The sequence below is a fragment of the Lewinella cohaerens DSM 23179 genome (genome assembly GCF_000379805.1).
In the GTDB taxonomy this organism is placed as follows: domain Bacteria; phylum Bacteroidota; class Bacteroidia; order Chitinophagales; family Saprospiraceae; genus Lewinella; species Lewinella cohaerens.
The window spans coordinates 99,345-123,762 of record NZ_KB903532.1 but is presented as its reverse complement, the minus strand read 5'-3'; the positions used below and the strand labels follow the sequence as shown (position 1 = coordinate 123,762).

Annotated in this window: 11 protein-coding genes; 10 read left to right on the top strand and 1 reads right to left on the bottom strand. The window is 46.6% G+C overall.

The genetic code is table 11. The features are described 5' to 3' along the window. Positions 1-87 precede the first annotated feature (87 nt). The 3 genes from rpoC (at position 88) to A3EU_RS0102625 (ending at position 8,211) form a co-directional block, all read left to right on the top strand. Positions 88-4,395 carry a DNA-directed RNA polymerase subunit beta' gene (gene rpoC / locus A3EU_RS0102635; protein WP_020534571.1) on the top strand — a complete coding sequence of 1,436 codons (4,308 nt, stop codon included), beginning with the start codon at positions 88-90 and terminating at the stop codon, positions 4,393-4,395. Between the two features lie 118 nt (positions 4,396-4,513). Next, entirely contained in the window at positions 4,514-5,590 is a 1,077-nt protein-coding gene (locus A3EU_RS32425; RefSeq protein ID WP_020534570.1) for a hypothetical protein, read from the top strand. A gap of 212 nt (positions 5,591-5,802) precedes the next feature. Then, the gene (locus tag A3EU_RS0102625) at positions 5,803-8,211 is read left to right on the top strand and encodes a TonB-dependent receptor (RefSeq protein ID WP_026211191.1); all 2,409 of its coding nucleotides are present in this window, start codon (positions 5,803-5,805) and stop codon (positions 8,209-8,211) included. 250 nt (positions 8,212-8,461) lie between these two features. Here A3EU_RS0102625 and A3EU_RS0102620 read toward each other — a convergent pair whose 3' ends face one another. Continuing rightward, positions 8,462-10,651, bottom strand: coding sequence for a T9SS type A sorting domain-containing protein (locus A3EU_RS0102620; RefSeq protein WP_020534568.1), 2,190 nt, complete (start codon positions 10,649-10,651; stop codon positions 8,462-8,464). A 185-nt stretch (positions 10,652-10,836) separates the two neighbouring features. Here A3EU_RS0102620 and A3EU_RS0102615 point away from each other — a divergent pair, with 185 nt between their 5' ends. From A3EU_RS0102615 to A3EU_RS0102585, 7 genes are all read left to right on the top strand, one after another. Further along, positions 10,837-12,525, top strand: coding sequence for a hypothetical protein (locus tag A3EU_RS0102615; RefSeq protein ID WP_020534567.1), 1,689 nt, complete (start codon positions 10,837-10,839; stop codon positions 12,523-12,525). Positions 12,526-12,685: 160 nt separating this feature from the next. Continuing rightward, the gene (locus tag A3EU_RS0102610; RefSeq protein WP_020534566.1) at positions 12,686-14,656 is read left to right on the top strand and encodes a hypothetical protein; all 1,971 of its coding nucleotides are present in this window, start codon (positions 12,686-12,688) and stop codon (positions 14,654-14,656) included. A gap of 150 nt (positions 14,657-14,806) precedes the next feature. Beyond that, a complete protein-coding gene (locus A3EU_RS0102605; protein WP_020534565.1) occupies positions 14,807-17,080 on the top strand; it encodes a T9SS type B sorting domain-containing protein in 2,274 nt (757 codons plus the stop codon). A gap of 24 nt (positions 17,081-17,104) precedes the next feature. Beyond that, complete coding sequence (locus A3EU_RS0102600) at positions 17,105-17,611, top strand: T9SS type A sorting domain-containing protein (protein WP_020534564.1); 507 nt, start codon at positions 17,105-17,107, stop codon at positions 17,609-17,611. 20 nt (positions 17,612-17,631) lie between these two features. Then, entirely contained in the window at positions 17,632-20,955 is a 3,324-nt protein-coding gene (locus A3EU_RS32420; protein WP_020534563.1) for a tail fiber domain-containing protein, read from the top strand. Positions 20,956-21,590: 635 nt separating this feature from the next. Beyond that, on the top strand, positions 21,591-23,090 hold the full coding sequence (locus A3EU_RS34725) for a hypothetical protein (protein ID WP_020534562.1): 1,500 nt from the start codon (positions 21,591-21,593) through the stop codon (positions 23,088-23,090). A 63-nt stretch (positions 23,091-23,153) separates the two neighbouring features. Beyond that, positions 23,154-24,386 carry an S-adenosylmethionine:tRNA ribosyltransferase-isomerase gene (locus A3EU_RS0102585; protein ID WP_020534561.1) on the top strand — a complete coding sequence of 411 codons (1,233 nt, stop codon included), beginning with the start codon at positions 23,154-23,156 and terminating at the stop codon, positions 24,384-24,386. Positions 24,387-24,418: the final 32 nt, after the last annotated feature.

Genomic DNA, 24,418 nt, shown 5'->3' with positions numbered 1-24,418 from the left:
CGTTAAGGGTTTTCGGATTTCTTCGGAAGATTACGAAAACCCTTAACCTCAGAAATAAATTTGCATTGGTTTTTCAAAATAGTTGATATGCCATTTAGAAAAGATAATCCTATCCAAAACCAGAACTTTAGTAACATCACCATTTGCCTGACGTCGCCTGACGACATTCTGGAACGCTCTTATGGTGAAGTATTGAAGCCTGAGACAATCAACTACCGGTCGTATAAGCCGGAGCGTGATGGTCTTTTCTGTGAGCGGATTTTCGGCCCTGTAAAGGACTACGAGTGTTACTGTGGTAAGTACAAGCGTATTCGTTACAAGGGCATCGTTTGTGACCGTTGTGGTGTTGAGGTGACAGAGAAGAAAGTACGGCGCGAGCGGATGGGACACATCAAGTTGGTGGTTCCTGTTGTTCATATTTGGTTTTTTAAATCTTTACCTAACAAGATTGGTTATCTCTTAGGTTTTTCTTCTAAGAAACTGGAGTCTATCATCTACTACGAGCGTTATGTAGTGATTCAGCCCGGTATCAAAGGTGAAGAAGGAATTGAGGTCAGCCAATTGTTGACAGAGGAAGAGTACCTGGATATTTTAGATACGCTACCAGCAGAAAACCAAATGCTGGAAGAAGGTGATCCGAACAAATTCATCGCCAAAATGGGTGCTGATGCTGTGCGTGATATGCTCATGCGTATTGATTTGGATCAGCAATCTTTTGATCTACGTCACCAGGCAAATACAGAAACTAGCCAACAGCGTAAGTCGGAAGCACTGAAGCGCCTGCGGGTAGTAGAAGCTTTCCGTGATGCTCAGACACGGGTGGAGAATCGCCCTGAATGGACGATTATCCAGTACTTACCAGTTGTTCCTCCGGAATTGCGTCCGTTAGTACCATTAGATGGTGGCCGTTTCGCAAGTTCTGATTTGAATGACCTTTACCGTCGGGTAATCATTCGTAACAACCGTCTTAAGCGACTGTTGGAAATCAAAGCGCCAGAAGTAATTCTGCGTAATGAGAAGCGGATGCTACAGGAAGCTGTAGATTCCTTATTTGACAACTCACGTAAGTCCAATGCAGTGAAAGCTGAAGGTGGGCGTGCGCTGAAGTCATTGAGTGATATCCTAAAAGGTAAGCAAGGTCGATTCCGTCAGAACCTTTTGGGTAAGCGTGTTGATTACTCTGGTCGTTCTGTAATTGTTGTAGGGCCTACGTTGCACTTACACGAATGTGGTATTCCTAAGGGAATGGCGGCAGAGTTATTCAAGCCATTTATCATTCGTAAGTTGATCGAACGCGGTATCGTTAAGACCGTTAAGTCAGCTAAGAAATTGGTAGATCGCAAAGAGCCTATTATTTGGGAGATTCTCGAAAATATACTAAAGGGCCATCCGGTACTTTTAAACCGGGCGCCAACGCTTCACCGTCTTTCAATTCAGGCTTTCCAGCCTAAGCTGATTGAAGGTAAGGCAATTCAGTTACACCCACTGGTATGTGGAGCCTTCAACGCCGACTTTGACGGTGACCAGATGGCTGTTCATGTACCATTGAGCCAGGCTGCTATTCTAGAAGCTCAGGTGTTGATGCTTTCTGCACACAACATGCTGAACCCTCAGAACGGTACGCCGGTGACCCTGCCTTCTCAGGATATGGTACTTGGTTTGTACTATATTACCAAGGAGCGTCACTCTACCGAGGAGATTAAGGTTAAAGGCGAAGGCCAGGCTTTCTACTCTGCGGAAGAAGTAATGATTGCTTACAATGAAGGCCAGTTGGATCTTCACGCAGCGATCAAGGTGCGAGCACGTGTTGAGGATGAGGACAACAACATGGTTATCAAACTGATTCAAACGACTACCGGACGGGTACTCTTTAATCAGGCTGTGCCAGAAATGGTTCCTTATATCAACGTTCTTTTGACGAAGAAGAACCTCAAGAAGGTTATTGCTGATATCCTAGAGCGTACGGACTTTGGTGTTACGGCTACCTTCCTTGACAAGATCAAGGATATGGGCTTTAGCTGGGCGTTCAAAGGTGGTTTGTCCTTTAACTTGGGTGATTTGATCAACCCATCCATTAAGCTGAACATGCTTGAGCAAGCTCAGGCTGAAGTGGATGAAGTGTGGGATAACTACAATATGGGTCTGATCACCAATAATGAGCGTTACAACCAGATCATTGATAAGTGGACGTATGCGGATAATCGTATTACGGATACCTTGATGAAAGAGTTGTCGATTCACAAGCAAGGGTTCAACTCTGTTTACATGATGCTTGATTCCGGCGCACGTGGTTCTAAGCAACAGATTAAGCAGTTGTGTGGATTACGTGGACTGATGGCTAAGCCGAAAAAATCTGGTGATAGTGGCGGTGCCGTTATTGAAAACCCGATCCTTTCGAACTTTGTCGATGGTCTGTCGGTACTTGAGTACTTTATTTCTACTCACGGTGCTCGTAAAGGTTTGGCCGATACGGCACTTAAGACGGCGGATGCAGGTTACCTGACGCGTCGTTTGGTAGATGTCTCTCAGGATGTTGTCATCATGGAAGAAGATTGTACTACCCTACGTGGTTTGGAAACAACGGCATTGAAAGATAACGAAAAGGTTATCGAGCCATTGGTTTCCCGGATCGAAGGACGCTATACTTTGCATGATATTGTTCATCCGATTTCGGATGAGATGATCCTGGAAGCAGGAGAATATATTGATGCATCTACGGCTCGCTATATTGAAGAGGAAGGTGTAGAAACGGTATACATCCGTTCTGTACTTACCTGTGAAACTAAGCGTGGTGTATGTGCCAAGTGTTATGGTAAAAACCTGGCTACCGGGCGAATTACTGAAAAAGGTGATGCTGTAGGTATTATCGCTGCTCAGTCGATTGGTGAACCTGGTACACAGCTTACTTTACGTACTTTCCACGTTGGTGGTATTGCGAGTGTAAACAAGACGGAGTCAGAATTGACCTCTAAATTTGCTTGTAAACTGGAATTTGACGGTATCCGTTTCACGGAATCTGTTGATGATTCTGGTAAGAAAGTAAAAGTAGTATTATCACGGACAGGTGAGATTCGCTTTATTGATCCAGAAACTGGTCGTCAATATGGTTCTAACCACATCCCTTACGGAGCAACATTGAAGGTTAAGGATGGTCAAACCGTAGAAAAAGGTGATGCACTCTGTGAGTGGGATCCTTTCAACGCGGTGATCATTTCTGAATTTGGTGGTGTCGCTAAATTCGATGATGTAGAAGAAGGCGTTACTTTCCGTGTGGAACGTGATGATCAGACCGGCTATGCTGAGAAGGTTATCATCGACTCGAAGAAGAGCCGTAAGATTCCTACTATTCGAATTTTGTCTAAGGCAGGTGAAGAACTGCGTTCTTACAACTTACCTGTAGGTTCTTATATCTCTATCGAAGATGGGCAGGAAGTGAAGCCTGGTGATAAGATCGTTAAGATTCCTCGCCAGATGGGTAAGATTGCGGATATTACCGGTGGTCTTCCACGGGTAACAGAGCTTTTCGAAGCACGTAATCCATCTAACCCTGCGGTTACTTCTGAAATTGACGGTATTGTAAGCTTTAGCCCGAAAATTAAGCGTGGTAATCGCGAAGTGATTGTAACGGCCAAAGATGAGCAACGCCGCAAGTACCTGATCAATCTTTCTAAGCACATCCTGGTACAGGAAGGTGACTTTGTAAGAGCAGGAACCCAGTTATCAGACGGTGCAATTGCTCCTCGCGATATTCTGAATATCAAAGGCCCATTTGCCGTACAAACTTATCTCGTAAATGGTGTACAGGAAGTATACCGTTCACAGGGTATCACCATCAATAACAAACATATTGAGGTGATCGTACGCCAGATGATGCGTCGTTTACAGATTGAAGATTCAGGTGATACACCATTCCTCGAAGGGGAAGCGGTAGAACGCTATGACTTCCTGGAAACGAATGACTGGATTTTCGATAAGAAAGTTATTCTGGATGCTGGTGAATCAATCAAGTTGAAAGCTGGACAATTGGTAACAGTACGTCAATTGCGGGAAGAGAATTCTTACCTCAAGCGTAATGACAAAAGTATTGTACAGTACCGCGATGCTCAGCCTGCGACTTCTAAGCCTATCCTACAGGGTATTACCAAGTCTTCTTTGGGTACGGTAAGCTGGATTTCAGCAGCATCGTTCCAGGAAACGACAAAAGTATTGAGTACTGCGGCGATTGGTGCTAAGCGCGATGGCTTGATGGGACTTAAAGAGAACGTTATTGTCGGTAAGCAGATTCCTGCAGGTACCGGTCTACGTGAATACAACCGCCTGTTCGTAACGACGAAAGAAGCTCAGGAAGCCTGGGAAACTCGCCGTGCGGAAATGGAGGAAATGGAAGACTATTAGCAGATTGCAGTTAAAAAACTGTTAATCGGTTTAATAAAGAAAATCCCGGATCTTGCTTTGGCAGGGTTCGGGATTTTAATTTTACGATTTTGAATGGTTTTTTATTTATCTTTCTGAGATGAAACGTCTTGAAATCTCCCGAACTAACTTCGAACTGGCCATCAGCTACCGCTGGCGGAACCCAATTGCCTACTTTCTTATTTTCTTTTGTCTATTCTGGGATGGTTTTTTGGTTATGTGGTACGGTATAGGCCTTTCTACAGGGGGAGAAATGCCTGCTATGTTTTTTCTATTTCCCTTGATTCATGTGGCGGTAGGAGTTGGCCTTACTTATTACACCATCTGTTTATTTGTGAACAAGACCCTTATTCGGGCTGACCAGCGGACGCTTTCGGTGAAGCATACTCCTCTTCCTTGGCCGAGAGGTAATAAAGAAATTAAAGTTCGGGACTTGCAACAACTATTTGTCCGAGAAAAAACAGGGAATAAGGGACATAAGTATCACGTTCTGAGTGCCCAGCTTATGGATGGAAAAAGTGTAACCTTACTCCCGAATGTCAGTTCGACACCAGAAGAATTACTCCACCTGGAGCGGTCAATAGAAGACTACTTGGGTATCCCCGATCAACCTGTAATAGGAGAGATCACAGGGCATACTAAAGTTTCCGGAGTACTACCGGGCAGTCGCCGCAGAAGCCCGAACTTAGCACCAGGCTTTTCGGGTAGGGTAGGAGTAGAGGTTGCTGAAGTAGGCGATTTTATCACCTATGGAAGCCGTACTTTTGAAGTATCTCACCTGAGTATTCATCAATGGAATGATGGTAATACAGATCGGCAGCTTCAACTAGCAGCCGTAGATGGCCAGCACGCGTTGCTTTACATTATACAAGATAAAGGGCTGTTCAACTTGTTTTTAGAGGTAGAATTCACCAAGGCTCAGCAGCTGGCACTAGACTTTGATACGACGCCCACACCCGCAGAAATAACCTATCAAAGGGTTGATTACGAACTTTATACTCAGGACGTTGGTCAGCAATTTCTGTCTGGACAAACGGAAGGCATATCTGCTTCGCAATGGATTTACCGTACTGCCAGAGGTGATGAGCAGCTACGCATTCTCGATCATAGAGGGATGCAAACGGTTTATTTTGGCCAGAAAGAGATTTCAGCAGCTTTTGAGGTGCTCAAGCCTTAAGGAATGTAAATTTTTAATGCACCATTTCTAAGCTTAAAAGCTTGTCTAAGTTCTTCTCAAAAGGAAAAACAACTAAGTTCTGTTGATAGCGTATGTGACAACCTTTCGTTTGTTGCACTGTTACGGTATTGATTACGAAATAAGTCAAAAAGCTCTGATCTAGTGAGCTGACTCTTTAGTTTACCTGCAACATGAATTTTAATATGTGGAAGATGAATAAGCACGCTCTATTATGCGTTTTTTTCCTACTTGGATTAGCATCAACTTTTAGCCAGACGGGTATCATCAAAGGAAAGTTGACGGATGCCTTGACCAATGAACCGATCGCTTTTGGCAATGTTTTAGTGCTTGGTACAGACAAGGGAATAGCTACTGATATCGATGGGAACTACGAAGTAGAAGGCCTTCCACCGGGGCTTTATGATGTGAGAGCGACTTACCTGGGCTATAAAGAGCAGACCCAATATGAGATTCAGGTAACTACTGCTCGTCCCATAGAGGTGAATTTTGCATTGGAAGAACAAGCCGAGGTTTTGGAAGAAGTTGTTGTTAAAGCCTCTCCTTTCCGGAAAACGGCAGAAAGCCCGGTAAGCTTGCGGACCATCGGCGTCGCTGAAATTCAACGAAACCCAGGAGGAAATCGGGATATCAGTAAGGTTGTTCAAGTATTACCAGGTGTAACCTCGGGAGTCGCTTTTCGCAATGATTTGATTATTCGAGGGGGAGCGGCTAATGAAAACCGTTTCTATCTGGATGATGTTGAGGTTCCTAATATCAATCACTTTGCTACACAGGGGGCAGGCGGCGGCCCGGTAGGACTCATCAATGTTAATTTTATCCGCGAAGTTGATTTTTATAGTGGTGCCTTTCCTACTAACCGGGGAAACGCACTGAGTTCTGTATTTCAATTTCGGCAAAGGGATGGCCGTAGTGATCGGCTTGGAGGAACCTTTATGGTGAGTGCTACTGATGTAGGTGCTACCCTGGAAGGCCCCATTGGTGATAAGACAACCTTCCTTGCGTCGGCTCGCCGTTCTTATTTGCAGCTCCTTTTTAAAGCTTTGGAATTGCCATTTTTACCTACCTATAATGACTTTCAGGTAAAGGTGAAGCACAAGATTAATGAGCAAAACGAAATCAGTTTTATTGGCTTGGGAGCAGTAGATCAGTTTAAATTGAACCTCGATGCCAACGAGACTGAAGATCAACAGTTTTTATTAGCTAGTTTACCGGTAGCTCCGCAATGGAACTACACCAATGGCTTGGTTTACAAACGCTATCGTGATGATGGCTTCTGGACCTTTGTGCTTAGCCGGAATATGCTGAACAACGAAGCTGAAAAATACCGAGGCAATGATGACAGCACGGAAGACAACCTCACCTTGCGCTATCGGAGTCAGGAAATTGAGAATAAATTCAGAGCAGAAGACGTCCGCCAAATTGGTGATTACAAGTTGGGGTACGGTATCAATTACGAATACGACAAGTACAATAACCGGACTTTCAATCGTATTTTCACCTCTGCGGGGGCGCAGGATATTGATTATGCGGCAGACTTTAATATGCATCGTTACGGGTTCTATACCCAGGCTAGTAGAGATTGGTTTGACGAGCGGCTAGTTTTATCGTTGGGTATTCGCTTTGATGGAAACAGCTATTCCGATGAGATGAGTAATCCGTTGCAACAGGCTTCTCCTCGTCTTTCATTGAGCTATGCACTGAGTCCCTCTTTTTCTTTTAATTTTAATACTGGTAGGTATTTTCAACTGCCTTCTTATACCCTTTTAGGTTATGAGGAAGGAGGGCAGCTGGTGAATAAGGAGAATGGTATTGGTTACCTGAAAAATTACCATGTAGTAGCAGGCTTTGAATGGAATACTGCTGCCAACTCTAAAATTACGATTGAGGGCTACTACAAAGGCTACCAGGATTATCCACTATTGCTACGTGATAGTTTAACGCTGGCCAATCTTGGTGGTGACTTTGGAGTTGTGGGTAATGAACCTGCAGTGCCTTTCGCAGACGGCCGTGCCTACGGCATTGAGTTCCTTTTTCAGCAACGACTCTATAAAGGGTTTTACGGCATCTTTTCCTACACTCTAGGCTGGACACAATTTCAAGATAAAAACGGTGAATACGTCCCTTCTGCCTGGGATACCCGCAATATTGCAAACCTAGCAGTGGGTAAGCGCTTTGGTAATAATTGGGAGATTGGAGTCAATTGGCGTTTTCAGGATGGCCTTCCTTTTACTCCTTTTGCGGCATCATCAAATCTGGTAGCGAACTGGAATCGTAATGCACGAGGGGTACCTGATTATGATCAATTGAATACATTGAGGCAAGATGCTTTCAGTGCTATAGATCTAAGAGTCGATAAGAAGTGGTTCTTTGACAAGTGGAGTTTAAACCTTTTCCTTGATATCGAAAACATTACTGGTGCTGCGGTGAGTGATACAGAACTTATATTGGATCGTACCCTCGATGAAAACGGTAATCCCATCGGCGAGCCGATCATCATTAATCCCGATGCACCAATGGACGAACAGCGTTATTTGCTTAAAGAATTAGAAACGGGATCAGGAACTCCATTGCCGAGTATAGGTATTATGATAGAATTTTAGGGAGTTCGCAAAAAATAATCTACACATCTTCTTACAAATTTTGCTTTATCCATCATCAGGTTTTCCTTGCGTAATCGGCTATGCAAGGAAAAATCCGATTTGTCTAAAGAAAAATTTGCTACGTCCTTTGCGTAGATTATTTATTTCCTCATCCCTTAATCACTTTGTTTCCCTCGCTTGGTTGAAAGGATTTTGTTTATGCTTGCCAAGCGAGGGAAAGATGATTATGGTTGGTTGATGCTTGTCGTATTTACCGTAATACCACAATTTTGGTGACCACTTCTCCGTATTCACTGGAAATTTTACAGAAATAAATACCTGCTTTTATTCCTCCTTCCAACTCCCAGGTCCATTCCGTAAATAAATCTTGCTGTTGAGGTGTTGGTAGGACACTGATGGCTCGACCAGTAGCATCGTAAATGGCGGCTTGCCAATCATCAGCACGAAAACCCGACGGATGATTAAGGCGAATACGAGCAAAGTCTACGGTTGGATTTGGGCTGACGCTGATGGTGGCCTCTTCGAAATCAAATTCTTCTGTGTTGAAAATGATAGGTCCGCCGTTGTTGACCAAACAAGCGATACAGGGTTCGCCACCGAGGCCAGGTTCCAGCGCCAGAAAAGCAGTAAGCGGCGTAAGAATACGTTCGGCAATACTTTGCTCAATCAGGTAAGCTCGTTCTGCGTCGGAGGAAAGTTGATTAAAGACTTCGCGGAAGTGTTGGGCGTACCACATTTCTCGCATCAGGGTGTCTCCAGGAATAACCTGATCCCCTCCAACCTGAGTACTTTGGCTATAAAATTCACCACTGTTTTCACTGACAAGGTAACCGTTAATTTCCATCGGTAATTCTCCGAGATATTTTCCTGTTTGTATCAGTACACCACCATTGGCTAAACTATAATTGTTGCTAGACAAATTAAAACGTTCATAGCATAAACCATTTTCGAGACTGACCGTATAATCGACAATGGCATTTTCAAAATAAACCGGATTTAGCATGTTGGATAAACCTTGTGTTAGCGAAATTTCCTGATCACGTAAAACAAGTACGGTAGAAGTCTCAAACGCAGCAGTAAGTACCTGATAGAAGTAGCTATTTCCGTAATAGATTTCGTCTTCGTGGTAGATGACAGAAACGTTCAAGTCTTGATAGTCCAAAACACTTATGGGGGCATCTACCGCTGCAATGATGGGCTGGAGCAGTAGCATCGTTGCATTAGCTGCCGCAGGAACGGCGTATGCATCACTGGCAGCTAAAAGATAAAATTGGGTAGCATCTCCCTGAGCTTGGGCCCAGTTTAAGCTTTCCTGCAGGAGCAGTTGCAGGTTAGAGGTATCCATTTCTGTTAGCAGTTCTTCAATACGGCTATCAAGCGTACTGTTTTCAGATGTCCATGCCAGCTCATCGAGAAAAACAACGCCTTCTGTGGTTGCAACGGCTACATTCAGCAGGTCTTCATCAGAAAGGTAGATTGAAAGTTGTTGCTGAAAAGTATTAAGAAACTCCGACAGCGAAGTGGTCGTTTTCATGCTCGTATAATCTAAGAGGAACATGATTTTTTCGGCTTCTTCGTTATCGTAAACAGCTCCCCAGTCGGGTAAGTAGGCCAGTTGGTAAAATTTTTCACCTTGATTTTCGTAAGTGCTGACAAAGGCGTCCTGGTCTTCTGCCAGTGGTGTATCCCAGTTAATACTCAACTCACTGGCATTATAGAAGTCGATGTTATCTAATTCCAGGTAGTGGAGTTGGTCTCCTGTTGCGCCTACTACAATCTCCGTTAGCGGGGTTTCTGTACCATCCATATTCAAACGGGGTACTCCCCATTGCTCGTCTACTGCGACGGCCACACTAACGGAAGCTGGAAGATAATCTGTAGATTGAAACATGGACAACAAAATATCTTGCGTGACCTGGGTTCTACTCCAAGTGGAGGGCACGAGAAAGCTCATCTTTATTCTTCTGCTTTCGCCTTCGAACATTGGATAAATCCTGATTTCGTAGCGGTTATCCGGCAGAATGTAAAGGAAGGAGGGATCTTGATTACGGTCAACAATGTCTTCGTAAGTAGTGAAGGCGGTCCAGTAATCGATGATATCTGCCTTTATGATTTCATCTTCTACCCACAGCCAGGAGTCGTGTACAATGGTTTTGGCTGGCAAGTCAAACTGCCAGAGGATTTCAGAAATAGGCCACCAGGTATCACCGGGCATACTGCTGATCGTAGCATATACTTCTACTTCTGTGTAAACTCCTTTGGGCGAGATCACCAAGTCAAGATCAGTAAACAAACCGTGAGGTGAATAATTCTCCCATCCAGGGCTAGATGTGTTAGGGGTCCAGCCATCCGGGTTGGCGATCCTGAGGTAGTTTTGGCCGTTGATATTTGGGTAAATAGCAATGAAAGCAATTACGAAGAGTAACGTTTTAATTTTCATACTTAAAGGGTTTTATTGAGAGATTCCTTTAAATTTAATTCTTTCGTGGATGCCAAACTTGTGATGTTCAGTGGTTTGCAAGGTGTATTGCCAAAACATTAGGCACAACTTATTTTTGTGCTGTTTCTATTATACCTATTTTTAAGTTCATTTTTTTGCAAAAAAATAACAATCCCCATCTAGTCATGAGAATACTGTTAATACTTCTTGTTGTAACCATTAGTCTCTACAGTTGTGTTGATCCTCCTCAAAATGAGGAAGTAGAAGCGCTTGCACCTGCGCCTGTCGATGGTGTCCAGTTAGGCGAAGTAAACCTTCCGGTAACGGGTAATGCTGCTGCCCAAGGAGCCTTTAAGAAGGGATTACTGCTGTTGCACAGTTTTGAATACGAAGACGCACGCGCTGCTTTTCAAGAAGCACAGGCTGCTGATTCTACCATGGTGATGGCTTATTGGGGAGAAGCAATGACTCATAACCATCCTCTTTGGCGACAATTGGCCGCAGAAGAAGGGCAGGCCGCGTTGGCTAAATTGGCTCCTAATACCAAGGACCGGCTGGTACTTGCCGTTACGCCCCTGGAGCGCGATTTTATGGCTGCGGTAGAGTTGCTTTATCAAGAGGAAGGCACCAAGCAAGAGCGCGATCAGCAGTATGCTAATCACCTCGCCAAAATGAAAAAGAAATATCCTGATCAGTTGGAGGTGGCTGCTTTTTATGCCCTTTCGCTATTAGGGGCGGTACCTGTAGGTCGTGATGAAGAAGCTTACGAGCAAGCTGCTCGTATTGCGCAAGGTGTGATGGCTGAAAACCCACAGCACCCCGGCGCACTACACTATCTTATTCATGCTTATGATGACCCTGCTCACGCGGCGAAGGCTATTCCTGCGGCCAACAACTACTCGAAAGTGGCCCCTTCTGCGGCACATGCGCTGCACATGCCTTCACATATCTATGTGTCTATGGGCATGTGGGAGGAGGTAATTCAGTCAAATATTGCTTCCTGGAAGGCCAGTGTAGACCGGATGAAAGACAAGGAACTTGATGATAATGCGCGGAGCTATCACGCTTTCCACTGGCGGCTTTATGGCCTTACTCAGCAAGGGCGTTACGAAGAAGCTGGTAGGCAAATGACGGAATTCAAGCGTTATACTAGCACCGAGCCTAATGGCCCTGCACGCTCTTATATGGCATCCGTAACAGCTAACTACCTGGTAGAGACCAATGATTGGAGCAATGAAGAAGTGCAATCGATCAATCCTGGTCTGGAAGACATGAATATATTGGTACGTGCCATTCGGCACTTCACCACAGGCTGGCGTGCTTATCTCGCAAAGGACCAGGATGCACTGGCTACGACCTTGTCCGCTATGGCCAAAGAACGCAAAGATGCGTCTAATCAGGTGACGGCTTCTGGTGCCCCTATGTGTAGCGCGGCGGGATCGAGTAGAGCTTTACCTAATCAATTGGATATCGACCAAGCTTATGTGTTGGCTCTTGAATTGGAAGCAATGCAGTCTCAATTAGAAGGCGACCTAACCGAAACAGAGCGTCTACTAAAAGCGGCTGTTGAATTGGAGCAGGCTACCAGCTATTCTTACGGCCCACCACGTATTGTACAACCGTCTTACGAACTTTATGGCCGCTGGTTGCTGGAGCAGGGCCGTCCTACCGAGGCGCTTGTTCAATTTGATTATGCGCTTGCCAAAGGCCCGGGACGTTTACACGCTTTAGCGGGAGCATTACAAGCGGCCGAAGCTACGCGTAACACTACTAGGGCAAAAGCACTCTATGAGGAACTGAAAGCTAATCTCGAGAAAGCGGATCAGGCTGTACGTCTTCGCTACCTTTCGGAGGAGATGTTGTCGTCGATTTAAGGTTTAGGGCTATGCCGTAGTAGCTTTGTTACGCAAACGCTACTACGGCACCAGGCTGTCCTTGTTTTTATGGGTTTTGTCTGAGAAACGTTATACCTGTTGATTTTCCAGTGGAGAATACTAGCTTTGGTTAATTTTATAATAGACCAAAACTAGTATCATGAAAACGCCTCTACTGATTGTTACTTTGCTGATTACGAATTGTTTAATAGCGGCCACGCTGCTCCCCTCTTTTGCTTCCACGCTACCCCAAAAGGAAGTTCAGTCAAAAGCAGATAAGATACTTTCCTCAAGTAAGGCCAAGTTGTTGCCGCAAGTCACCGCACCACTTTACGAGCACCTCTACGAAATTAATGAGCAGTGGCTGACGGAAACCTCTCCGGTAAATTATCTGACTTCCGTGCGTTTTTCGGATGATAACGAGCGCATTCGTACTCACCTGCAATTGGTTGAAGGTATTCTTCGAGCACGTCCAATTAATCACTTAACTGTCGAACAGCAACTCCGGCGCAGTACAGTGCTGGATTATCTACAGCAGTATTGGCACAGCGGCCTCTTTCCCATCAACAGTTATCAACCAAACCGTTTGCCTGTATTTGTCGACGAAAAGAATACCGCCTGTGCGGTGGGGTACCTACTTCAAGCTACGGGAGAGCAGGAGCTGGTGAACGAGATCAGGACGGAAAATAACTTCGCGGATTTAAAAGAGCTATTGGCGTATACGAAATTACCGTCCTGGGCGGCCACGAATGGTTTTACCGCCGACGAGTTGGCGTGGATACAGCCTGGCTATGCTGTGCTTTACTTTGATGCACTGCCTTTTGGCAATGATTTAGGTGTCTCCGGCGGGCAAGTTCTAGATATGAAAGTCTATAATGACGAATTGTATATGGCTGGGACCTTTTCTCAGGTTGATGACTTTGTTGCCGATCATCTGGTCGCTTGGGACGGAAACGAATTGAGGTCATTGGCGGGTTTCGCAGATATGGATGGCGGCTTCTCCAGGATTGCCATTGATGAGGGCTCGGGGGATATCTATGCTATTGGTGTTTTTTCGGATGCTGTCGGACAGCTTGAAACGCAAATATTTGCCCGCTATCGTTCGGATAGTTGGGAACGCCTTTTGGAAGTACCAATTACAGAGGGCACTTTCACCGATTTGCTTTATCACCAAGGTTTTTGTTACCTCAGCGGCGATTTTGATAGTCTGGCCGGCAATGACCTGATTCAGAAATTAGCTGTTTTCAATACCACCAGCGATACTTGGGAGCCATTTAATGAGCAGTTTACGTTTACGGGGATTATTCGGGACATGGATATAGAGGGAGATTCTTTATTGGCGGGAGGGAAGGGGCTGCTCTTGTCAGGAGTGGATACTTTAGCCGGTAATTTGCTTTTGGTAAACTTGGGAGATCGCACTTTTTTGGATGGAGCAAGTGTAGCTCCATTGTCTTATGCTTTTCATGAATATTTTTTAGTAGATATTATGCATAATTATGGGGTGGACTATACGACGATAGGCCTCCTTGAAAACGGAAATTATGGACTTAACTTCACAGGTGGACTGCTAAATAATTATGTTGAGCCATTGATGCTTTTAGAACCACCGATCATAAGTGGATTTTATGAGTCGCGCTACCTGTTTTATGGGGCGTTAAATTTTGATTTAGGAGGAGCAGACTTAGCGCCTGCTGTCTTAATCCAAATACCTGGGGAAAGTGCTTCTTTGTATTGGCCACTTGTAAGAGCAAATGGTGCGGTCACGGCGCTCGCCGACTTCCAAGACGAATTGATCATTGCTGGTGATTTTACAGAAATACGAGGGATCGCCATCAATAACCTAGCGCGTGCCGATCTTTTGATTTCGGATACGGAAGAAGAGGTTTCAGAGCGCCTGATCTCTGTGGGAAGTGATGGGCGCGTGCTCTTTATCCAGCACCTTCCTTCGGTTTTAGCGGCGCCTGCCCGCCTGGAGTTGTTTGATATGGCTGGACGACAAGTTTGGTCGCAAGAAATTACGGATGGCACCGCAACTCAGATTGAGCCTGGTAGCTTGCCCGGAGGTAACTACGCTTATCGTTTGCTGGTGGATGGCGAATTGGCGGTGGGACAAGTGGTACTGGTAAGGTAGGTGTAAGTAGTTTTGGGTAGGAGCTAATAATCCCAAGCTACCGATTCAGCAAGCTCCTGTCTGAAATGAGCAATTCTTTATCCTTTTAGTCCCGGACTTTTACGGAAGCGACGAAAAACGTCGCTCATCTCACCGTAAAATAAAGGACCAATGAACTTTCTTCAAAAAAAATATACCCTAACAGGTAACGCCTTTTCAAACGGATGCATCAATGGCCAAATGCATCCAATTTTAATGACACCTGTTATCCCTTATCTCCTGATGCTTTGTTTGTCCTTGTCAAGCTTTTTGGCGTATAGCCAAAGCTGTGAGGGTACCTTAGGCACTAACCTCATTACCGGGGGAGACTTCGGTAGCGGCCCGGAAATGTTTCTCACCAATGACCCACTGCTGGCTCCTGGTTATACTTATCAGAGTAGCCCGCCGCCAGACGATGGCTTCTACACGATTGCCAGCACAACCGATTTTGGTGATCCTAACTTCTGCTGGACCAGCCAAGGCGATAATAGCCCAGACCCCAACGGTTACCTCATGGTGGTCAATGCCACCTTCGATCCGGGTATATTTTTTGAGCGGACGCTCGAAGTATGTGATGGGATCAATTATGAGTTTAGTATAGATGTTCTAAACCTTCTTCGTGTTGAATGTGTAGATGGGATTACGCCTAATGTCGATATTCTCATTGATGGCGTAGTGGTTGATCAAACGGGAGACGTGCCCCAGGATGAAACCTGGTACACTTACCGAACTTTTATTACCATACCGGAGGGGACTGACTTTATAACACTGACTTTGCGAAATAATGCCCCTGGCGGGCCTGGTAATGATTTAGGAATCGATAACCTGAGTTTGCGCCATTGTGCACCGGATTTAATCCTTCCGACAACAACAACAGCTTGCCCTGACGGAGTGACCATTGAAGCTCCCGCAGCGGCTACGACTTACCCGACACCTTACTATCAATGGCAGCGTAGCTTTGATGGTGGTGCCTCCTGGGATGATCTAGCAAATGAAAACGGCGCTACACTTTTCATCGCCAACCCATTTGCCAATATACAATACCGGGTGGTGGTAGCCAATGGCCCGGTCAATTTTCTCAACCCCAGCTGCCGTGCTACTTCGACGGCTACGACTATCCAGGTACAAATCCCGCTGATGGTTTTTCAAACACCTGTCATTTGTGAGGGAGATACCTTGCAAATAGGCGGCCAAAGCCTGAGTGAAGCAGGCGACTATACCATTCCGTTACCGGGGAACAGTGGTTGTGATTCGCTTTTACAAGTCCAACTTTTCCTGAACCCTAGCTTTGATCAACTTTTTAGCCAATCCCTCTGTAGTGGAGATACATTTTTGGGGCAGGAATTTTCGGTAGATACCTTAATTACTTTTTCTTATACGACCGCCGCTGGTTGTGATAGTATCGTCAATTATGAAATTGATGTATTGTCAATCCCTTCCGGTAGTATTACAGGAGACGCCGTTATTTGCCAGGGCAACAGCACCCTTTGGAATGCCCCTGCCGGTTTTAGTAACTACCAGTGGAGTACAGGAGCAACTACGGCAGCCCTTGAGCTTAATTCTCCTGGCCTTTACGAAGTAACTTTTACCAATAGTCAGGGATGCAGCTATACGCAGGAAAGGGAATTGCAGATCGCTGATCCCTTTTTTGATGCGATGGCGCAGCCGCTTACTTGCTCCGATGCAGCAGACGGGCTTATTGAAATACTGTTTGCTGACGGAGGTGTTCCTCCCTACCAGTATCAACTCAATGGAGGTGCTGGCCAAACTGAAATGAGTTTTTCAAACTTAGCATCCGGCAGCTACGAGGTATTGCTTGAAGATGCCATTGGCTGTTCCTTTTCTGAAATCTTAACCATAGCGGATGCTCCGTTGTTGGATGCGACGCTTAATGGTATCCCAAATACGCCAATCGAAGCAGGCGACACGCTACAACTGAGTATTAGCAGCACCGTAAACGACTTATCCTACCAATGGTCAGGTAGTGGGCAAGCGAGTTGCGACACGTGTGCTAGTACCCATTGGCTCGTTTTACCAGGCGGAAAATTACAGGTTGTTGTCAACAATCAGCAAGGATGCGGCCTGGTGATAGATACCTTACTTGAGGTNCTAAACCCCTACCGCGTTTATCAACCCAACGCTTTTTCGCCTAATGGCGATGGCGATAATGACTTCTTCACCCTGGGGCTTGGTAGTAATGCGAAGGCGATATCCAGTTTAGCGATTTTTGATCGTTGGGGAGCGGCTGTCTATGAATACGTTGCCAGTAGCCCGCAGGAAGCTGGTTGGAATGGCACTCGCAATGGGCAGCCTATGCCTATAGGTATCTACGTTTATTACGCAGAAATAGAATTTCAAAACGGCAAACGCAAACAAGTGCAGGGCGACCTGCTGCTGATGCGCTAGCATTACTCATAAATATCCCTATTGATGAAACACAGCACACACAACTTTGGCCTTGGTGCTTGCCTGGTCATTTTATTGGCCAGTGCGGGTTCCTTAACCGGCCAGGACATGCCTCGTACCGTGATTGGTAACGCCGGTGATTATTATGACAATCTGCTTTTTGGTAGCCTCCATTTTACGGTGGGTGAAATAGCGGTTGCTCGTTATCAAAATGGACTGGAACTCGGCGAAGGATTTCACAGAGCCTATTATGACCTTTTGGTAGAAAACGAAGAATTGCTTCCTCTCAATTGGGAGGTCAATATCTATCCAAACCCAACTACCGAAAGCATTCGCATTGCATTACCAGACCTGTCTCCCACGAGGGCAGCACTTTACAACAGTAATGGTCAGTTGCTTTGGCAAGAAACCATTCTGACATCTTTACAAGAACTCAACCTTGGTGCTTACCCTGCCGGAACCTATCTGCTCCGTTTGGCTGATGACACCGGCCGCGAGGGCACTTTTCGTGTACTGAAAATCAAACACTAATCCCCTAAAATCCTAAAAATATGCGTCATTTACTTCAACTCATTTTTCTGCTGGCCTTTAGTGTCAGCCTTTGGGCACAAGCCCCTCAGCAATTCAAATTCCAGGCTGTTGCTCGCGATGCGGGCGGCTCTCCTTATGCTAGTGCCAACCTCGCCGTGCGCGTGAGTATGGTGCGGGATGGTGTGAGTGGACTGGTTGATTATTCCGAACGCCATACGGTGACGACCTCGCCGTTGGGTGTCTTTGACCTGGCTATTGGTGATGGTGTTGCATTAAGCGGCCTGATGACTGATGTCGACTGGGCGAACCATCCTTATTATCTAAAAATTGATATTGATCCAGCTGGTGGTACATCCTATCTGAACTTGGGTACCAGCCAACTTTTATCTGTTCCTTACGCCATCTATGCTGGCGAAAGTGGTAATGGCGGTGGTGGCAACCCTACGGATGAATTGCAGAACTTAATCTACGATCCCGTTACGCAGGTATTGACGCTCACAGATGGCAATTCTGTTACGCTTAATACCGCAGGAGGTACAGATAGCCAGACGCTTACCTTTAATGCAATAAGTGGCGACTTGTCCATCAGTAATGGTAACACCATTAATATTCCTGCCGGAGCACCGGGCCCTCAAGGGCCACAGGGCGAAGCAGGCCCGGCCGGGCCGCAAGGTAACCCAGGGGCCGTTGGCCCACAAGGTCCACAAGGCCCTGCTGGAACGGGGATCAACCTTCTCGGTACAGTAGCAACGGTTGGCGATCTTCCTGCTGGCGGAAGCCAGGGCGACCTCTACATTGTGACCGCCAGTGGCGATGGTTATGCCTGGGATGGTAGTATGTNGAACAACGTCGGTCCAATTCAAGGCCCACAAGGCGAGGCTGGCCCTGCGGGGGTGGCTGGCCCTGTCGGAGCTACTGGCCCAGCTGGCCCACAAGGAGAACAAGGTCCACAAGGTCCCTCGGGCCCTGTTGGGGCACAAGGTCCCACTGGCCCACAGGGAGCTGCAGGTCCACAAGGCCCAGCCGGTCAGGATGGCACAGGGATTTCTATTCAGGGCACTGTAGCAACAGTTGGTGATCTTCCAGGAGGAGGAAACACCCAAGGTGATCTCTACATTGTTTCCGCAGATGGCAATGGCTACGTTTGGGATGGTACGATGTGGACCAACGTTGGTCAAATACAAGGTCCTCAAGGCCCACAGGGAGCACCAGGCTCGCAAGGTATTCCAGGCGATACGGGGNCCGCTGGTCCCATTGGGGCTACCGGCCCACAAGGTGTGCAAGGTGATGCTGGTCCTGCTGGCCCGCAAGGCGACCAGGGACTTCCTGGTCCACAAGGTTTACAAGGCGATATTGGTCCTGCTGGCCCGCAAGGCGATCAAGGACTTCCTGGTCCACAGGGTTTGCAAGGCGATGTTGGTCCTGTTGGTCCACAAGGCGATCAAGGACTTCCTGGTCCACAGGGTTTGCAAGGTGATGTTGGTCCTGCTGGCCCGCAAGGCGATCAAGGACTTCCTGGTCCACAGGGTTTGCAAGGCGATGTTGGTCCTGCTGGTCCACAAGGCGAGCAAGGGCTTCCTGGCCCACAAGGTTTACAAGGCGATGTTGGTCCTGCTGGTCCACAAGGCGATCAAGGACTTCCTGGCCCACAGGGTCCACAAGGTGATGTTGGCCCCGTCGGCCCGCAAGGCCCTGCCGGCGAGATAGAGTTGCCTTATTATGATGAGACAGAAACACCAGGAGCCGCTTTTCATATTCATAATGCCGAAGGCGCATCTTACGGAATAGCAGGTAGTAACAGTCCGGGCGGACAAACCTTACCAGCTAATCGGGCGGGGGTCTTAGGCCATGCTTTTAATGGCCACGGTGTTTATGGCTATTCTGAAAACAGCTTTTATGCTGGTGTACAGGGCGTATCCAACTCCAGTACGGGTTCTGGTATTTTGGGGTACGGCTTTGGTGGTGGCGTTGGAGGCCTCTTCTATACGACCTCTAACGGCCAAGCAGCCTTAGTTACTGGCGTAGGAAACGTAGGCATTGGAGTTGACGAACCTGAAATGAAAATGCACGTAGCTGGAGATATGTTTGTACAAACTAATTTGGGGTCTCTTCATTTAGGTTTCCCCGATAACGGAAATCAGTGGCAAATGAGCACGATTGGCAGCGGAGCTAATCTGCAGTATGGCTTCAAGCCAGATGGATCTTCGAATTTTACGACGCACTTCAGAATGCGGGAATCAGGTGAGTTTCAGGTTGGAGACATATCCGGCGCTGATGCTTGGGTACAAGTACGTAAAAATTCTGGTGTTACTAAACCCCATCTTTTGCTAGAAGAAACGCAGGATGAATTTGCTCGTCTAGGTTTTGGTAATACCGTACATGAAGATGCACAATGGCATATCGCTGCAACATCCAGAGATGGAGCCAGTGGTGCTGCGGATAGTAAAATGAATTTCTATTTCAAAAATGACCAGGGCGCAGCTGACCGAATGACTATTCTCGGAAGCGGTAGAGTAGGTATCGGTAATGCTAACCCTGACGAAGAGCTGGTTATTGGTAGCAATTTGAATTCTGGATGGGTTATTCCTGCCGTTACTGTTGGTAATAGCAGTGGTGGAGCTATAGAAGTGGGGACACCTGCGATTAGTTTTTCTGCTGGTGCCGGAACGACCTTTGATCGTACACGCCTCATTGCTACGGATGCGAATGGCTTTGGCCAAGGAAAAATTGAAATGCGGACACGGCAGCTTAATGTAGGAATAGCGCCAGGCGTTAACGATAGTCGCGGCTACCCTCTACGGGTGCAACAAAATACAAGTGCTAGTGGTGGATCATACGGAATACTTCTTTTAAATGGTGACGACGAGGCAGAAAACTGGGAATTTTACGTGGGCAGTACCGTAGCAAATAGTGGTAACATGACGCTTTATCATAATAACGCTTCTCGTGGTTCTTTCGATCAAGCAAGTGGCAACTATTCCCCCACATCTGATGCTCGCCTGAAGACCAATATCAGTGCTTTAAGTGGAGTACTTCCAAGGTTGTTGGAGCTGCAGCCTAAGTATTATAACTATAAAACGAACTTGGAACGTAAGTACCACGGTTTTCTGGCGCAAGACCTACAAGCGGTCTTTCCAGAGCTGATTACGACCACCAGTTCTAAAGCGGGTGAAGCATCTACGCTACTGGTGGATTACAGCCAATTGACGGTTTTGGCGATCACCTCTATTCAGGAACAACAGCAGGTAATTGAGCAGCAAAAAGAACAGTTAACCCAACAGCAGCAGCAGTTAGAAGCGATGGAAGCTCGCCTGCAAAAGCTCGAAGCATTGCTGGAAAAATAAAGACCTATTTTCCCATGAACTAGCTCAAGTGGAGTCTATCCACTGATTCCGTGACGCTGGCGCAAGCCAGCGTTACTTTTTTTTAGGGATTGTTGGCGTCTTTTTCTGTGTCCCAACCGTAGAGTGCGATCATACGATTGGCGCGCATTTACGTATTTTGACTGTAGGCTCGTCGTAGTCCCTAGACTACGATGCCCTGTCTTGCTGGTCCCCCGACCAGCGTAAAAATGCGTTAATGCTGATTGCTGGTCAGGGGACCAGCGGGATATGGCATGTTAGTTAGGGAACTAACATGAGCAATAATGTTGGAGATTAAGTTTTTTTCGGCTCCACTCCATGGCAATCGCAAGATTGAGTGTTTAGGTTTTTATGACAACCAGAGCCATTATTTTATTCTAAAAACTCAAATAAAGGAGTAGTTCACGAATGATAATTTCGTTGAAGGTTGTTTTTCTGAAACCACTTAACTAACGTTTCCGATCTTGCGATTGCCATGGCTCCACTCCAGTTTTGTTCGAAATGTGTCCCAATCGTACTAGTGCGATCATACGGTTAATTGCGTTAATGTATTTATACGAACGCTCTCTAAAACGTTCCGTAACTTTAGCTTTTGTACCATTATCCCCGACTTAGTTATGCACAACGGTAAAACGATTTTATTTCTAGCCTTCTTTCTTTCGTGGACGCTATCAGCCAGTGCGTCCTCCATTAGCACAGCGCCTTTCCCAGACCTGGATCAACTCCTCGTCGGAAAGTGGAGCTCTCCGGCCTGGAATGGTAAGCTTGTAGAAAACTGGCGGGCTATCAATGCGACTACTTTTGAATCACAAGCCATTTATTTGGAAAAGGGAGATACACTTTACGCGAGTACCTCTCGCATTGAGAAAGTAGGAGGAAAGTGGATGCTGTTTAGTGTTATAAAAGACGGAACGCCAAAGATTTTTCAAGCGGTTTCTTCTTCGGCCAGCCATATTCTTTTTGAGAATCCTGATTACGGTAATCCCCGCCAGGTCCGTTACTCTTTTACCGAAAGGAATAAATTTAACCGTACGATTACAGGAGAGGAAGACGGCCAGCCATCGACCTATACTTTCAATTTTAGCTTGGTTCCACAGGTGGTGGCAGTTGTCGAAAATCAGACACCAGCCTTACGGACCGCCTTTGCTCCCTTGATGGGAAAAACCTGGCGAGCTGAGGGTTCTTGGGCCAATGGCGACCCTTTTCAGCAGGAGGTTCGCTTTCATTGGGACTTGGAAAAGGCTGCGATTATTGCCCAAACTGACGGTGTTGTCGACCCAACCAGCAAAGTCTGGGGCCAGCGCAACCACGGCATCCGCTATTGGAACAAAAGCGAAGAAAAACTGCAATTTTCTGAATACGATATCTTTGGTTCTGTCACGGAAGGCACTATCCGTTTACGAGAAAACAACATCTACTACCAATACAATTACGGCGGTTTTTTACTCACCGATGCTTGGGAGAAAGTAGATGAGCATACCTATAGTTTCAAAGTAGGTGTTTTCGCCAAAGGGGAATGGCAGGATGTCTATCTTAGTACCGAGTTTGTTGACATTACCAGTACAGAACCTGCTATTATGGAATCTGACCCTAGCTTACCTTATCGGCAAATCCCCGATGCTCCAGAAAAGTACAACGCTTGTACCGTTGCTGCACGAATGGTAGACGGCTTGGCTTTTCGTTATTACTGGGCCACCGAAAGCCTTCGGCAGCAAGACCTTGCTTACAGAACTACGCCCGAATCGCGCTCTAGCGAAGAAACAATTGATCATATCTATGGCTTGGTCAATGTAGTATACAATGCCGTTATGGAGCAACCTAATATCAGTGGTGGCCCCAGGGAAGAATTGACTTTCACGGAGAAGCGTACTAAAACCTTAAATCTGCTTGCTGCTGCCAGCGAACGCCTCAAAAACAGTAAGCCTAAGGATATGAAACGCTTCAATATTATTTTTCAGCGTGGCGAAAACCAGACCGTATTCCCTTTCTGGAATAATCTTAATGGCCCTATGGCTGATGCGCTCTGGCATGTTGGGCAAGTGGTTGCTTTCCGCCGCGCATCTGGCAATCCGTTCAATAGCAATGTTAGTGTGTTGCGCGGTACGGTAAAGGAGTAAGTGCTTGTTCGCAGAATTCTCTTTTCTTACTTTTGTATTTTTATAAGAAACGCTATTTCCCCTTTGCCGCATCACATCAACATAGACGATTACGACTACCCTTTGCCGGAAGACCGCATTGCGCGTTACCCCCTGCCGCAGCGGGATGCTTCCAAGCAATTGATTTACCGAAAGGGGGAGATCACGGAGCAAGTTTTTGATCAATTACCGGAGCTGCTTCCTTCGGGTAGTTTGCTGGTTTTTAACAATACAAGGGTCATTCATGCGCGTTTGCGTTTTGTGCTTCCTACAGGGCGGCCGCTTGAAATTTTGTGTCTTGAACCGCTTAGTCCGCTGGACTATCAGCAGAATCTTTCCAGCCAAAAAACGGTAGAATGGAAGTGTATGGTAGGAGGGAACCGCAAATGGAAAACGGGTGAAATTAGCCAGCAGATCAATACGCCACAAGGGGAGGTTACCCTCACTGCGCGCCGAGGTGATTGGCTCGATGGCCCCTTTCGGATTTCTTTTAGCTGGGATGCTCCCAAGCTTTCTTTTGGCGAGCTCTTGGTGGCAGGAGGGATTATTCCACTTCCTCCTTACCTCAACCGTGACAGCGAAGCTGCCGATCAGAATCGCTATCAGACGATCTATGCACAGCCCGAAGGATCGGTAGCAGCACCAACGGCGGGGCTGCACTTCACAGAAGCGGTTTTTCAGGCATTGGACCAGAAGGGCGTTCGTCGATCTTTCGTGACCCTGCACGTGGGCGCCGGGACCTTCAAACCCGTCACGACGGACAGCCTTGGCGAACACGATATGCACCGGGAGAGCATCTTTGTGGAGCGGGCGCTGGTACAAGCATTGGCGGATACTCTCGCCGCGGGGGCGCCGATCATTCCGGTGGGCACTACGAGTATGCGCACGTTGGAGAGCCTTTACTGGCTGGGTGTTCGCCTTGTTAAAGGCAATACCATCGAAGACGGTTTTGTAGTGGGCCAGTGGGAGCCTTATCAGCTTTCCGCCGCTGAGCTTCCCTCCGCATCAGAAGCGATCACGGCTTTGTTAGCGTTTTTGCAAAACTCACAGACCGATTTATTAGAGGGATATACCCAGCTTCTCATTGCTCCTGGCTACCCCAATCGTTTGGTGAGTGGCCTCATTACCAATTTTCACCAACCTCGCAGTACGCTCCTTCTTTTGGTGGCCAGCCTTATTGGAGAAGATTGGAAAAAGGTTTACGATTACGCCTTGGAGCACGATTTTCGCTTCCTCAGCTATGGTGATAGCAGCCTTCTGTGGCGCAGGGATTTGTAAGGGTTAGGGCGTATTCATCGTTTGGAAATTAT